At 39.1% G+C, this 14,642-nt stretch carries 10 protein-coding genes and 1 rRNA gene (1 of these 11 cut by a window edge); 10 read left to right on the forward strand and 1 reads right to left on the reverse strand.

Annotated features, from left to right (window positions below):
* Positions 1–43: 43 nt before the first annotated feature.
* The 6 genes from gyrB (at position 44) to asp3 (ending at position 9,615) form a co-directional block, all read left to right on the forward strand.
* The gene (gene gyrB, locus GJV51_02625; protein ID QGM24943.1) at positions 44–2,053 is read left to right on the forward strand and encodes a DNA topoisomerase (ATP-hydrolyzing) subunit B; all 2,010 of its coding nucleotides are present in this window, start codon (positions 44–46) and stop codon (positions 2,051–2,053) included.
* 73 nt (positions 2,054–2,126) lie between these two features.
* Positions 2,127–4,673 carry a DNA gyrase subunit A gene (gene gyrA, locus GJV51_02630; protein QGM24944.1) on the forward strand — a complete coding sequence of 849 codons (2,547 nt, stop codon included), beginning with the start codon at positions 2,127–2,129 and terminating at the stop codon, positions 4,671–4,673.
* A 144-nt stretch (positions 4,674–4,817) separates the two neighbouring features.
* Positions 4,818–5,291: a redoxin family protein gene (locus GJV51_02635; protein QGM24945.1), complete on the forward strand. Its 474-nt coding sequence runs from the start codon at positions 4,818–4,820 to the stop codon at positions 5,289–5,291.
* A gap of 290 nt (positions 5,292–5,581) precedes the next feature.
* Positions 5,582–7,030 carry an accessory Sec system protein Asp1 gene (gene asp1 / locus GJV51_02640; GenBank protein ID QGM26099.1) on the forward strand — a complete coding sequence of 483 codons (1,449 nt, stop codon included), beginning with the start codon at positions 5,582–5,584 and terminating at the stop codon, positions 7,028–7,030.
* Positions 7,031–7,057: 27 nt separating this feature from the next.
* Positions 7,058–8,578, forward strand: coding sequence for an accessory Sec system protein Asp2 (asp2, locus tag GJV51_02645; protein ID QGM24946.1), 1,521 nt, complete (start codon positions 7,058–7,060; stop codon positions 8,576–8,578).
* Entirely contained in the window at positions 8,578–9,615 is a 1,038-nt protein-coding gene (gene asp3, locus GJV51_02650) for an accessory Sec system protein Asp3 (GenBank protein QGM24947.1), read from the forward strand. Before asp2 ends, asp3 begins: the two co-directional genes overlap by 1 nt.
* Before the next feature lie 45 nt (positions 9,616–9,660).
* Here asp3 and GJV51_02655 read toward each other — a convergent pair whose 3' ends face one another.
* Positions 9,661–10,035, reverse strand: a complete 375-nt coding sequence (locus tag GJV51_02655; GenBank protein QGM24948.1) for a hotdog fold thioesterase — start codon at positions 10,033–10,035, stop codon at positions 9,661–9,663.
* A gap of 35 nt (positions 10,036–10,070) precedes the next feature.
* On the opposite strand from GJV51_02655, the gene menB reads away from it, so the two are divergent.
* The 4 genes from menB to GJV51_02675 all read left to right on the forward strand — a co-directional run.
* Positions 10,071–10,904: a 1,4-dihydroxy-2-naphthoyl-CoA synthase gene (gene menB / locus GJV51_02660; protein QGM24949.1), complete on the forward strand. Its 834-nt coding sequence runs from the start codon at positions 10,071–10,073 to the stop codon at positions 10,902–10,904.
* Positions 10,905–10,924: 20 nt separating this feature from the next.
* Positions 10,925–11,719, forward strand: coding sequence for a carbon-nitrogen family hydrolase (locus tag GJV51_02665; GenBank protein QGM24950.1), 795 nt, complete (start codon positions 10,925–10,927; stop codon positions 11,717–11,719).
* 10 nt (positions 11,720–11,729) lie between these two features.
* Complete coding sequence (locus tag GJV51_02670; protein ID QGM24951.1) at positions 11,730–12,914, forward strand: aminotransferase class I/II-fold pyridoxal phosphate-dependent enzyme; 1,185 nt, start codon at positions 11,730–11,732, stop codon at positions 12,912–12,914.
* 490 nt (positions 12,915–13,404) lie between these two features.
* Positions 13,405–14,642: ribosomal RNA gene (locus GJV51_02675) — 16S ribosomal RNA — on the forward strand (it continues 319 nt past the right edge of the window).

A 14,642-nucleotide genomic window follows, 5' to 3' on the forward strand; every position in this document is an offset into this window, starting at 1 on the left:
TAACGCTATGTGATGATAATAGATAGTACATAAAGGATACAAAATGGCAGAAAATAAAGATCAAGAATTAGAATCAGTTGGTGATATCAATACTGATGACGAAGAAATTCGACACGCTAGCACGGTTGATGCAAATGCTGGTGACTATAATGCTGATCAAATTCAAGTATTGGAAGGCTTAGAGGCTGTTCGTAAGCGTCCTGGAATGTATATAGGAACGACTACAGCCCAAGGTTTGCATCATTTGGTGTGGGAAATTGTCGATAATGGTATTGATGAAGCCTTAGCAGGATTTGCTTCCCACATAACGGTAACAATTGAAAAAGACAATTCGATTACTGTAACAGACGATGGACGAGGTATTCCAGTCGATATCCAAACAAAAACAGGGAAACCAGCGCTAGAAACTGTTTTTACTGTGCTTCATGCTGGTGGAAAATTCGGCGGCGGCGGTTATAAAGTCTCTGGTGGACTTCATGGTGTTGGTGCTTCTGTTGTTAATGCGTTGTCAACGGACTTAGATGTTAAAGTGGTTCGTGATAATAAAGTCTACTATATGGACTTTAAAGTTGGCCGTGTTCATACAACGATGAAAATGTTAGACGAGGAACCAACGATTGACCGCGGTACAATCGTTCATTTTAAGCCTGATGCTGATATTTTTCGCGAAACAACAACTTATAATTACAAGACTTTGTTGACACGTGTACGCGAGCTGGCCTTTTTAAATAAAGGATTACGTATTTCTATCGCTGATAAACGTTTAGAAGAGCCAATCCAAGAGAGCTTTCATTTTGAAGGTGGTATTAAAGAATATGTTCAATACTTAAACGAAGATAAGCAAGTTATTTTTCCTGAACCAGTATATGTTGAGGGGGAAGAAAATGGAATCGTCGTTGAGGCCGCTCTACAATACACCACTGATATCAAAGATAGTTTGCGTACTTTTGCAAACAATATTAATACTTACGAGGGTGGGACACATGAAACCGGCTTTAAAACAGCATTGACACGTGTGATTAATGATTATGCACGAAAAAGTGGTCAAATTAAAGACGGTGCGGAAAGTTTGACTGGTGAAGATGTTCGTGAAGGCATGACAGCCATTGTTTCTATCAAGCATCCAGATCCACAATTTGAGGGGCAGACAAAGACAAAATTAGGCAATTCTGATGCACGCCAAGCTACTGACCGTATGTTTTCAGAAACGTTCAGTCGTTTTATGATGGAAAATCCAAATGTTGCTAAACAGATTGTTGAAAAAGGTGTTTTGGCTCAAAAAGCACGTTTAGCTGCTAAACGTGCGCGTGAAATGACACGTAAACAATCGGGTTTGGAGATTGGTAATTTACCAGGAAAACTGGCGGATAATACATCAAATGATCCTGCTATTTCAGAATTATTCATCGTTGAGGGTGACTCTGCCGGGGGTTCTGCCAAGCAAGGCCGAAACCGTTTAACACAAGCTATTTTGCCAATTCGTGGTAAAATTTTGAACGTTGGGAAAGCGTCACTAGAGCGTGTTTTGGCAAACGAAGAAATTCGTTCACTCTTTACAGCTATGGGTACTGGCTTTGGGGATGATTTTAATGTTGAAAAAGCTAATTATCATAAAATTATTATTATGACTGATGCGGATGTTGATGGCGCACATATTCGTACGTTACTTTTGACATTATTCTATCGCTACATGAGACCTTTGGTTGACGCTGGGTATATTTACATTGCTCAGCCACCTTTGTATGGTGTTGCTTTAGGCAATAACAAGTCAATGACTTACTTGGACTCTGATGAAGAGCTTGAGTCATATTTGTCACAATTACCATCCAATGTTAAGCCAAAAGTGCAACGATACAAGGGACTTGGAGAAATGGACTATGATCAATTAGCTGATACGACCATGGATGCTCAGAACCGTCGTTTATTACGTGTTGATCCAGCTGATGCTGAAGAAGCCGAAGCGGTTATTGATATGTTAATGGGTGGTGATGTACCACCACGTCGAAAGTTTATTGAAGATAATGCAGTCTTTGTTGAAAATTTGGATATTTAATCCAAGTGTGTTTAGTATGAAATTTAAAAGCACAATATAAAAGTCATAAATATTTGCGAGGAGTAAATAAGTAATGTCTGAGTTAAACGACAGCCGTATTAAAAATGCGAATTTGTCAGAACAAATGAAAACGTCATTCTTGTCATATGCCATGTCTGTTATTGTGGCACGTGCACTGCCAGATGTACGCGATGGTATGAAACCGGTACATCGACGAATTTTGTATTCAATGATTGAACAGGGAAACACACCAGATAAGCCACACAAAAAGTCGGCTCGTATCGTTGGGGATGTAATGGGTAAATATCACCCCCACGGAGATTCTGCAATTTATGAGTCAATGGTCCGGATGGCGCAACCTTTTTCGTATCGACACATGTTAATTGACGGTCATGGAAACTTTGGTTCTGTCGATGGGGACGGTGCTGCTGCTATGCGGTACACGGAAGCACGTTTGAGTAAAGTCGCCATGGAAATGGTTCGTGATTTAAACAAAGATACAGTTAATTTTATTCCCAACTACGATGGTGAGGAACGCGAACCAGAAGTATTGCCAGCACGTTTTCCAAATTTATTGGTTAACGGGGCGACTGGAATTGCCGTTGGAATGACAACGAACATCCCAACACATAACCTTGCTGAAGTGATTTCTGCACTTCATATTTTGATGAGTAATCCAGAGGCTACTACGGCCGAACTCATGGAAGCACTACCAGGACCTGATTTCCCTACCGGTGGGATTGTTATGGGAAAATCAGGAATCCGTCGTGCATATGAAACTGGACGTGGTACTGTAACTGTACGTGCAAAAGTAGATATTGAGCAACTCAAATCAGGTAAAGAGCAGATTATTGTAACAGAACTACCTTACGCCGTGAACAAGGCACGTTTAATTGAGCGTATATCTGAATTAGCACGGGACAAAAAGATAGAAGGTATCACAGGAATTCGTGATGAATCCGATCGGGAAGGTTTACGAATTTCTATTGATGTTCGTCGTGATGCCTCGGCAAGTGTTATTTTAAATAATTTATATAAGCAGACATTATTGCAAACTAGCTTTAGTTTTAATATGTTGGCGATTGACCATGGTGCACCTAAAACAATGAGTTTGAAAGAAATACTTGTTGCTTATCTGGCACATCAGCGTGAAGTTATCCGTCGTCGTACAATATTTGAATTACAAAAAGCACAAGCGCGTGCACACATCTTAGAAGGGTTACGCATTGCGCTTGACCATATAGACGAAATCATCACCATCATTCGGTCGTCAAAGACTTCTGAGGAAGCTAAAACTCGTTTAATTAATGGTTATGCTTTGTCCGATAAACAAGCACAAGCTATCTTGGACATGCGTTTGGTTCGTTTGACCGGATTGGAACGTGACAAGATTGAAGAAGAATACCAAAAACTTGTTGCTCTGATTGCTGATTTGAAAGATATTTTAGCGCACGAAGAACGTGTTGATGAAATTATTTATAATGAGTTACTAGAAATCCAAACGAAGTTTGGTGACGAGCGTCGTACAGAGTTGCAAGTCGGTGATGTTCTAAGTATTGAAGATGAAGATTTGATTGAAGAAGAAGATGTAATCGTAACATTAACTAATAGTGGTTACATTAAGCGCGTTGCAACTGGAGAATTTAAGGCACAAAATCGTGGCGGTCGCGGTGTTCAGGGAATGAACGTTCATGATGAGGATTTTGTTGACCAGATGATTTCTACATCGACGCACGATACTTTGTTATTCTTTACTAATAAGGGCAAAGTCTACCGTATGAAGGGCTATGAAGTACCAGAATATGGACGTCAAGCGAAGGGAATCCCAGTTGTTAATCTGTTGAATTTTGAGGGAAATGAGAAAATTCAAACAGTTATTAACGTTCGTGGGGAAGCCAGTGAAAGTGATGATTACCTATTTTTTGTAACTCGTTTGGGTGTTGTCAAGCGTACAGCGGTTAAGGAATTTGCAAATATTCGTACGAATGGACTAAAGGCCTTAACTTTGCATGAAGATGATGAAGTGCTATCTGTTCAAATTACCGATGGTACGCAAAATATTATTATTACGACACATAATGGTTATTCAGTTAGCTTTGCCGAAAACGATGTACGTGTTATGGGACGCTCAGCTGCTGGAGTCCGTGGTATTCGCTTGCGCGAAGGGGATCTAGTGGTTGGTTCTGACGTGTTGAAAAAGGATCATAATGTTTTGATCATCACGGAAAAAGGCTACGGAAAGCAAACACCGGTGAGCGAATATCCAATCAAGGGTCGAGGTGGTAAAGGAATTAAAACAGCCAATATCACCGAGAAAAATGGTCCTCTTGCTGGAATGACTATTGTTAGTGGTCAAGAAGATATTATGGTTACCACGACACAAGGTGTAATGATTCGGTTTAATGTTGATTCTGTCAGTCAGACAGGACGTGCAACGTTAGGTGTACGTTTGATTCGCTTAGAAGATAATGCTAAAGTGGCAACGTTAGCAAAAGTGGATCATGAGGAAGTGCTTGATGATGTTTCACGTGAAACATCTGACAGTGTACCGTTGAATGAGCAACAAATTGACCAAGTTTCAGAATTATTAGATCGTGCACAAGACGATAGTGATAAATAATAAAAAATAAACCAACAGGACGTTAGCAACCTGTTGGTTTATTTTTTATAAAGGATAGAACAACCGAGAGTCTGGTAGCAAACAAATAGTATAACAATTGATTTTCATAATGGTATAATACATTAAAATTAAGGAGTAATGATTATGAGCATGTACGATTATTTCGCAACCTTAGAAAATGGGGAAACTTATTCACTTAGTAAGCTAGCCAATCATCCAGTAGTGATTGTTAATACTGCTACAAAGTGTGGTTATGCTCCACAATTTGGTGAGTTAGAAAAATTATATAAAAAGTATAAAGATAAAGGACTAATAATTTTAGGTTTTCCATCTAACCAATTCAAGCAAGAGTTAGAAACTGCATCAGAAGCAGCTCAAGCATGTCAGCTCACTTATGGTGTAACTTTTCCAATGCATCAACTCGTTGATGTGAATGGTAAAGATACAGACCCTTTGTTTAAATATTTGAAAGAAAATTCAAAAGGAATGCTGGGTAGTAGCACAATCAAATGGAATTTTACAAAGTTTTTAGTGGACAAAGAAGGAAACGTTGTGAAACGTTACGCACCAAAAACAGCGCCAAAGGAACTTGAAGAAGATATTAAAAATGTTTTATGAGAGTTAAGTATGCCATAAAAAACTGAAGTACGTATCTTGGTTACTAGAAATACGAATAATGCTATCGACATATTAATGCGATATATCATGAACTTCCTGTAATCGCGTATAATATTAATTATGGATCAAATACAGACATGTCAAATGAGCAATTAAAACAATTGTTCATTATGATTAGCGCTGTAAGTAGTGGCAAAATTTGAACTTGCAATGAGTTCACTATGATTTAGTCTAAAATCAGGAGAATTGATCTCCGTACATATGAGGTACTTTCGATGAAAATTCACATTCTGCCAGACTGGAGCGAACTTGGTGCAGAAATACCACAATTTAATGACAGCATCCATCAAGCACAATTATTTTTAGAACAAGGACAAAAAGTTACTTTCATCTTGTGTAATTATCTGCCTAAATTGCGTGGTATATTGTCAAACAAAAATATTGATAAAGTTTCTGTTTGGTCTGCATTTGATGTATTACAACATATTGATTTGTCAGCGCCACGACCTGTGGCATTAAATGATTTTACTTGGCCGGATTATGCACAGTTTATGACATTGGCTGATCGAATCTTAGTCAATGTTTCTGGTCGGCACTACGCGACAATTTGGCGTAATCAGTTATCATTTGACCATATTGATTTGTTTACTAATGATATGATGACACAACAATTAATTATTGATGATAGAGGATTTGTATCAAAAGTTATCGTATTTGATGAGGGCAATAAAATTCGAACAGACTACTTGACCCCTAGTGGTGACATTGCATTGCAAGAGGATGAACTGACAGGTCTTGTAACAACGCAACAGTTGTGGACAGAGCAGACGCAATTTTCTAATATGACGGTATTAATTCGTAAACTGGTCAGTGATTACTTGGATAAAATACCAGATGATGAAAACATAATTATTTCTCCAAGCCCAACTACTGATGAGCTATTCGAGAATATTATTGTCAGACAACCAATCATTGTCAGCGTACAAAATCAGCATGTTGAATTAGGTAAAAAATTAGAAAAGATTAGCGATTTTATTGTTACGGACAATGAACGGCATCGACAACAGGTAATAGCATTTGATGGTGAAAAAAAGGAAGTTGCTATTGTGCCACCATACGCAACAGATATGATGGCAAACGAACAACCTCATAGTCCATTGATAAGTCTATTTATTTCAGCACATAATTTATCTGTTGCACAGCAAACAATCGTTATTGCTGCATTAATTAATATTATTAATGCATATGATACGACGACAGTTATATTTGAAACTTCTGATAAAACTTCAGCAATGCAAAAACAAATTCATGAAGCGAGTTTGAAAGCTAAAAATGAGCATGGTTTGATAGATCAGGACAGTCAAATGGCCTTTAAATCACGTTTTCATTTCTTGGAGCCTCAAAATGAAGAACAACTTGTGCGTTATATGAAAAACACACGAATCTTAATTGATTTGGATAATGAGCCAAACCAATTCTTACAAACTTTGGCCATTAATTTTGCTATACCACAAATTAACAACACGGAAACAGTCTACCTCAAGCATGACAAAAATGGTAAAGTATTGGCAGACTTTGTAGAGTTAGACCAAGCAATAAGTTTCTTTTTGGACAATAAAAAACATTTTGAAATAGCGCGAGAAGCATCTGCAGACATACAAGCGAAATACACTGGTGAAATGCTGTGGATTAAATGGCAGCAAGTATTCAACAAAATAAAAAGTAACATGAATAATTAAATAATTTGATGCAATGACAGGTGAAAAATGACAATATCAATTTTACAAATTGGCGCAGAAAATTGGGCCCCATATATAACTGATAAGCTCGATTGGTATCACACATCAGTACTCGACTTACCTACTTTTTTGGCCATGCAACGAGATCCGTACGTATTGGAGCAAACTTATGTGCTACTCACAGATGATTATCTTGAAAGCACACTACTATCTAGTCAAATTAATGAATGGCCTGCATTACGAGTGATTTACTTTGCTCATGAAGTAGCTTCTGATTTTCAAAAAATTCTTGATGAGCGGCGCGCTTTTCATATCGAAGAACATACACCAGTAAATGTTGAAAAAAGAATAGTTACTGATATGGATACTAGCCAACATGGTTGTTCGACACGCTTTAGCGCCGAACAATTTGTTCCTCGTGTGCCTGAAGGGATCCATTTACAACGGCAAGGAGATTTTTCAACACAATTTGAAGGTGAATTCGGAGATGATTGGCAACAATTAGGGACATTAAAGGCTGGTACAAGCGATTTTCAAAGTGGTCGAGCAAACGAGGTATGGTTGGAATATAATCATACAGAGACAGCCGAGCCAGCCTTGTTGTTTGTGTTTTACCAAAATGGTGAAGTATTGACTCAACAGTTGATAGCCGGTCAATCACTACGCCAATTGACAACTGTAGTTCCCCCTGAAGATTACGAAAATTATGAAATTTTGGTTTTGGGTAAAGGCCAAGGAACTCTTGATTTTTACACGATTCACCAAAGAGTCTCTCGGCATGGGCTAGGGCATTTGCTACCAGGTGGAACATGGCAACTTACTAAAGAAAATGAAGAAGTGTTAAGTTATTTTAATCCTGGGGATCGTCAAAGGCCACTGATTGTCAGCTTTGCGGATACGAGGCTTCATGTCGATGGGTTTGAAATGCAAGAAGCCTTAAATCGTTTAGGAACACCCTATTTATTGTTTACAGATGCGCGTATACAGGGTGGCGCGTTTGATATTGGAACAGCAGAATATGAAGCGACCATCATTAAAATAATTAAGCAAAAAATGAAAATATTGGGACTGCGTGCCAATGACCTTATTTTGATGGGTGCCTCCATGGGGAGTTACCCTGCTTTGTACTATGCTGCTGATCTTAATCCTGCTGCCATTGTCATTGCAAAGCCGATTGTTAATTTGGGCACGTTCACTGCTGGATCAACTACTGTACGTAGTTTTGACTATGGTTGGCGGTTAGATGTACGACGTTATTTAAGTGGTTATGCGAGGCCTGATGATAATGTAGCTATGAATGAAAAATTATGGAAACATATTGAGAATACGAACTGGACAAATATCAAAGTAGCATTATTTTCCATGTCTGAAGATGAATATGATGGTCAAAGCTTAGGTCAATTATTAGATTTTTTTGCTATGCATAATGCCCCACTAAAGCATAAAAGTGAAGAAGGGCAACATGCGGAGAAACTTGATGAAATGGTTGATTTCATGATGACTAACTTAAATTTATTACGAAACACTTTACGAGCGGAGAGTGAATAATGCAGTATCAAATTTATTGGACACCTAATACCGAACTACTTGAGCTTCAAGGGGCAACAGTTGACTTTAGGTCGTTGAATGAAGTGTACTATGAAAATTATTTTTTGCCGAGTGGAGAAGTTGTTGCGCGATGGCATTCTGTCTATAACGCAATGAACGGACAACCAGTAGCAAAGGCAGACTTGCCTCAGTTGTCAAACGATGAGACATATGTAATAGAACGTCATATTGATGTGAGTGATCGGATGTTTGCTTATTTGGTGGTAACTTTCTTTGATCAGCAATACCAGCCAATTGCTACTTTTAGTGAAAATACTGAAAAACTGTTAATCAATACACCAAGTGAGTATGCTTTTTATGTGATTGATTTAGTTTCTGCAGGAAGCGGACATTTTACATTTCATAATTTCGATATCCGCGTAAAAAAGGCTGGTATTTTGCGAGAAACGGACCAAGAAATAGCACCACAATTATATACTTATTTACACCAACCAAAGAAAGTGACGAGTAAAGTATTACGGGTTATTTTTTCAGAGCCAGAAAAAGCAGCGACTGACTATGTTACGCAAAAAATAAAAACAACGCAGCAAGCTGTATTATTCGTTGCAAGCGGCGCACTGAAGGCAGGTTATTATCGCCAGTTAGCGTTGATATCAGCTATTAAAAATGCACGAAAACAGACTAAGGCGCACAACATTGAGTTTGTTGGTTATGGACCAATATCTAGTTACGCTGCCCTCTATTATCAGCAACAAATTAAAAAGAGTGTGGCGATTATTAGCGAAGATATTTTATTGTCTCCTGAAAAGTCGGAATGGGCAATTGAACGTAGCGTTGATGGTGTTAACTATCTTACTAGTTCGATATTGCCTAACACGCAACTTGATCTGATCATTCCACATCCAAAGTATGAGCGATTAGAGACACTGACATATGAGACGCCAACGCCTGAAGAATACGAGCAGCAATTGCTATATGAAGCTGAACACCCGAAACCTAGCGCATTCGCTAAGTTTTTTGGTCAAAAAAGCAAATGATAAGTTAGCCAGAACCAACAGAAAAAGAGTCAAACAGGTAAATGTTTAGCTCTTTTTCTGTTGGTTTTTTAAGGTAACGGTAGCAATACTCGTTAATTGATTATTAATATTCTCGGTAATTTTAACATGCCATACTTGGAGTGAATGGCCAATATTTACTGGGATTGCAGTAGCAATCAAAATCCCCTTGTTTACTGGTTTTAAATGATGTGTTTGAATATCGACACCAACAGGAAAGTAATCATCAGATAAAGCTTCTTTTGCACCTAATGAGGCTGCTGTTTCAGCTAATAAGGCGTTAATACCACCATGAACAATGCCATAAGGTTGCATAATTTTATCAGTGACAGCTAACTCAACAACAGTTTTATCAGCAGACAATATTGTGGTTTTTAATTCTAAAAGTTCTATAATATTCATAATAACTAATTTCCTTTCTGAATGGAGTATAACAAATGACAACTTGGAGTGCTATTAAGAAATACGACGAGATTATTTTTGAAAAAAATAATGATGGCAAAAATCCTGGAAAAATTGCTAAAATTACGATGAATGACGTCGCAACACATAATGCTTTTACACCAGGAATGGTATCTGAAATGATAGATGCTTTTACAATTGCACGTGATGATGCGCACATTGGTGTGATTATTTTAACTGGTGCTGGAGATAAAGCTTTTTCTTCAGGTGGAAACCAAAAAGTACGTGGTAATGGTGGGTATGTTGGATCTGATGGTATTCCTCGTTTAAATGTTTTGGACTTGCAACGACTAATGCGTATTATTCCTAAGCCAATCATTGCTATGGTCAAGGGCTGGTCTATCGGTGGTGGGAATGTATTGCAATTGGTTGCTGATTTAACTATTGCTGCAGACAACGCTAAGTTTGGCCAAACAGGACCAATGGTAGGTTCATTTGATGCTGGATATGGTTCAGGCTACTTAGCTAGAGTAATAGGGCATAAGCGTGCCAAGGAGGTATGGTTCTTGAATCATTTCTATACTGCTGAGGAAGCTTATCAAATGAACTGGATTAATAAAGTGGTGCCAACAAATGAAGTAGAAGACGCTACAATTGAATGGGCTGATGAACTATTAACTAAATCACCAACTGCCTTACGATTCATTAAAGCGGCTATGAATGCCGATACAGATGGACTTGCAGGCTTACAGCAATTTGCAGGGGATGCAACCATGCTGTACTATACATCAGATGAGGCTAAAGAAGGTCGTGACTCTTTCAAAGAAAAGCGCAATCCTGACTTTGATCAATTCCCAAAGTTCCCATAAACAACGGAGGTTTAACACATATGGCCTTAAAAATTGCGGTTGCACAAATTGATATAGTATTGGGGAAACCAGCTATTAATGAGCAAACAGTAATCGAGTATGCTCAGCAGGCTGCAACAGTAGGGGCTGATATTTTAGTTTATCCTGAAATGTGGAACACAGGTTATGACCTACTTAATTTGGAGGCCACAGCTGATTCCCAAGGACAAAGAAGCATTAAGTTGTTGCGTACTCTTGCTAAAAAATATCGTCTCAACATTGTTGGTGGCTCTGTGGCAACTGCCCAAGCAGAGAACAATTTTTACAACACGATGTTTGTTTTTAATGATAAAGGCGAACAAGTAAGTGAATATAAAAAGCTCCATTTATTTGGATTAATGAATGAAGAAAAATTCATGTCAGCGGGAAACAAAACAAATTGTTTTAATTTGGCAAATGTATCGTCTGTTGGTGCCATTTGCTATGATATTCGCTTTCCAGAGTGGTTACGAACCATGATGAGTGAAGGACCACAAGAAATTTTGTATATTGTTGCTGAATGGCCGATTCAACGAATAAAACAATGGCAACTTTTGCTGCAAGCACGAGCCATTGAAAATCAAACATTTGTAGTCGCTGCAAATCGTGTTGGTCGAGATAACGACAATAGATTTGGTGGTCGTTCATTAATTATTGATCCACTAGGAAATATTATCGAACAAGCAAGTGATGACAAAGCGGAATTATTAGTAGCGGAAATTAATATTAATGATGAAAAAGCTATTCGAGGAGAAATCCCAGTGTTTAACGATCGTCGTCCAGAACTCTACAGATAAGGTGAATAATATGCATTTTGAAGAATCCGACTTACTTAAAACACTACCGAAACAATTTTTTGCAACACTTGTGGCTAAAGTTAACGCGAAAATCGCTGCCGGAAAAGATGTGATTAATTTGGGTCAAGGAAATCCTGATCAGCCTACGCCTAGTTATATTGTTAAATCTTTACAAGCGGCTGCAGAAAATCCGGCCGATCATAAATATTCGTTATTTCGCGGTGAAGAACGCTTTAAGAAAGCCATTGCAGAATTTTATGCTGATGAGTACGGTGTTTCAATCGACCCAGAAACAGAAGTAGCTATATTAGCCGGATCGAAAATTGGTTTGGTTGAGCTGCCATGGGCATTAATGAATCCTGGGGAGACACTATTATTACCAGATCCAGGGTATCCGGATTATTTATCTGCTACAGCATTGGGACGCGTAAATTATGAATCAGTACCTTTAAAACAAGAAAATAATTTTTTGGTTGATTATGAAGCAATTCCAAGCTCAGTAGCTAAAGCAGCCAAATTTTTATACCTCAATTATCCTAATAATCCAACTGGTGCAATTGCTACTTCAGAATTCTATCAGCAGACTGTTCGTTTTGCAGAAGAAAACCAGGTTGGCATTGTATCTGATTTTGCCTATGGTGCAATTGGCTATGATAATCATAAGCCATTATCGTTTCTACAAACTGAAAACTCAAAAAAGGTTGGCATTGAAACGTATACTTTCTCAAAGACGTTCAATATGGCGGGATGGCGAGTAGGATTTGCGGTTGGAAACGCAGAAATGATTGAAGCAATTAATCTAATTCAAGATCATTTATTCGTTTCATTGTTCCCAGCAGTTCAAGATGCAGCGATTGAGGCTTTAACAAATAAAGTAGCGCGTGAAAAAGCAGTTGCAGATCTGACCAATCTTTATCAACGTCGTCGTGATGTCTTTATTAATGCGGTTCGAGAATTTGGTTGGGAACCTTATGTACCGCAGGGAGCCTTTTATGTATTGATGCCTGTACCTAAAGGGTACACATCGAGTGAGTTTGCAGATTTACTATTAGAAGAGGCTAATGTTGCCGTAGCTGATGCATCAGGATTTGGTAAAGAAGGACAAGGTTATATACGTGTCGGACTAACAATTGGTGAAGAACGGTTAGCTGAAGCTGCGAAGCGAATTAGTAAGCTAGCAATATTTTCAAAGTAAGCTATATACGGCTTACTTTTTATTTTCATAAAAACGAATGTCATGAAACTTTTTTCTAAAAAAACTACTAAAACACGATTGATTATTTATGAAAAAAGAAAAAAATAAGTAAAAAAAGCAAGTAAAAAAGAAGTAAAGAAAGTAGTTGACTGAAAGGGATAAAGTTGGTATATTAATATATGTTCCGACGGAGCGAAGCAACGAAAAGGTTGAGGCGTAGGGAAGGAACGAGCGCGAAAAGAGAGAGGAAGCAACGAAAAGAAGTAGTTGACAAATCGAAAAGAGCGTGATAAGATAATATAGTTGTCTCAGCGACAACAAGTAGCACATTGAAAACTGAACAAAACTTTGAACAAACGAATCTGTAGCTGTTACGTAAAGTAACAAAAACAAATTTGCGAAGTCAATTCGTAACAAACAATAAACGGATTACGTTATAGAGATATAGCGAAAAATAGTCAGTTTAATCGAAGAGCAATCTTCAAATTTTCAAATTGAGAGTTTGATCCTGGCTCAGGATGAACGCTGGCGGCGTGCCTAATACATGCAAGTCGAACGCACAGCGAAAGGTGCTTGCACCTTTCAAGTGAGTGGCGAACGGGTGAGTAACACGTGGACAACCTGCCTCAAGGCTGGGGATAACATTTGGAAACAGATGCTAATACCGAATAAAACTTAGTGTCGCATGATACAAAGTTAAAAGGCGCTTCGGCGTCACCTAGAGATGGATCCGCGGTGCATTAGTTAGTTGGTGGGGTAAAGGCCTACCAAGACGATGATGCATAGCCGAGTTGAGAGACTGATCGGCCACATTGGGACTGAGACACGGCCCAAACTCCTACGGGAGGCTGCAGTAGGGAATCTTCCACAATGGGCGAAAGCCTGATGGAGCAACGCCGCGTGTGTGATGAAGGCTTTCGGGTCGTAAAGCACTGTTGTATGGGAAGAACAGCTAGAATAGGAAATGATTTTAGTTTGACGGTACCATACCAGAAAGGGACGGCTAAATACGTGCCAGCAGCCGCGGTAATACGTATGTCCCGAGCGTTATCCGGATTTATTGGGCGTAAAGCGAGCGCAGACGGTTTATTAAGTCTGATGTGAAAGCCCGGAGCTCAACTCCGGAATTGCATTGGAAACTGGTTAACTTGAGTGCAGTAGAGGTAAGTGGAACTCCATGTGTAGCGGTGGAATGCGTAGATATATGGAAGAACACCAGTGGCGAAGGCGGCTTACTGGACTGCAACTGACGTTGAGGCTCGAAAGTGTGGGTAGCAAACAGGATTAGATACCCTGGTAGTCCACACCGTAAACGATGAACACTAGGTGTTAGGAGGTTTCCGCCTCTTAGTGCCGAAGCTAACGCATTAAGTGTTCCGCCTGGGGAGTACGACCGCAAGGTTGAAACTCAAAGGAATTGACGGGGACCCGCACAAGCGGTGGAGCATGTGGTTTAATTCGAAGCAACGCGAAGAACCTTACCAGGTCTTGACATCCTTTGAAGCTTTTAGAGATAAAAGTGTTCTCTTCGGAGACAAAGTGACAGGTGGTGCATGGTCGTCGTCAGCTCGTGTCGTGAGATGTTGGGTTAAGTCCCGCAACGAGCGCAACCCTTATTGTTAGTTGCCAGCATTCAGATGGGCACTCTAGCGAGACTGCCGGTGACAAACCGGAGGAAGGCGGGGACGACGTCAGATCATCATGCCCCTTATGACCTGGGCTACACAC

This window comes from Leuconostoc mesenteroides subsp. mesenteroides (genome assembly GCA_009676745.1).
In the GTDB taxonomy this organism is placed as follows: domain Bacteria; phylum Bacillota; class Bacilli; order Lactobacillales; family Lactobacillaceae; genus Leuconostoc; species Leuconostoc koreense.

What these genes read in the sequence shown, in the direction of transcription:
- GJV51_02665 (QGM24950.1), top strand. Translation starts at nt 10,925, where the DNA reads ATGGCCTTAAAAATTGCGGTTGCACAAATTGATATAGTATTGGGGAAA.
- GJV51_02635 (QGM24945.1), top strand. Translation starts at nt 4,818, where the DNA reads ATGAGCATGTACGATTATTTCGCAACCTTAGAAAATGGGGAAACTTAT.
- asp2 (QGM24946.1), top strand. Translation starts at nt 7,058, where the DNA reads ATGACAATATCAATTTTACAAATTGGCGCAGAAAATTGGGCCCCATAT.
- menB (QGM24949.1), top strand. Translation starts at nt 10,071, where the DNA reads ATGACAACTTGGAGTGCTATTAAGAAATACGACGAGATTATTTTTGAA.
- GJV51_02655 (QGM24948.1), bottom strand. Translation starts at nt 10,035, where the DNA reads ATGAATATTATAGAACTTTTAGAATTAAAAACCACAATATTGTCTGCT.
- GJV51_02670 (QGM24951.1), top strand. Translation starts at nt 11,730, where the DNA reads ATGCATTTTGAAGAATCCGACTTACTTAAAACACTACCGAAACAATTT.
- asp3 (QGM24947.1), top strand. Translation starts at nt 8,578, where the DNA reads ATGCAGTATCAAATTTATTGGACACCTAATACCGAACTACTTGAGCTT.
- gyrB (QGM24943.1), top strand. Translation starts at nt 44, where the DNA reads ATGGCAGAAAATAAAGATCAAGAATTAGAATCAGTTGGTGATATCAAT.
- gyrA (QGM24944.1), top strand. Translation starts at nt 2,127, where the DNA reads ATGTCTGAGTTAAACGACAGCCGTATTAAAAATGCGAATTTGTCAGAA.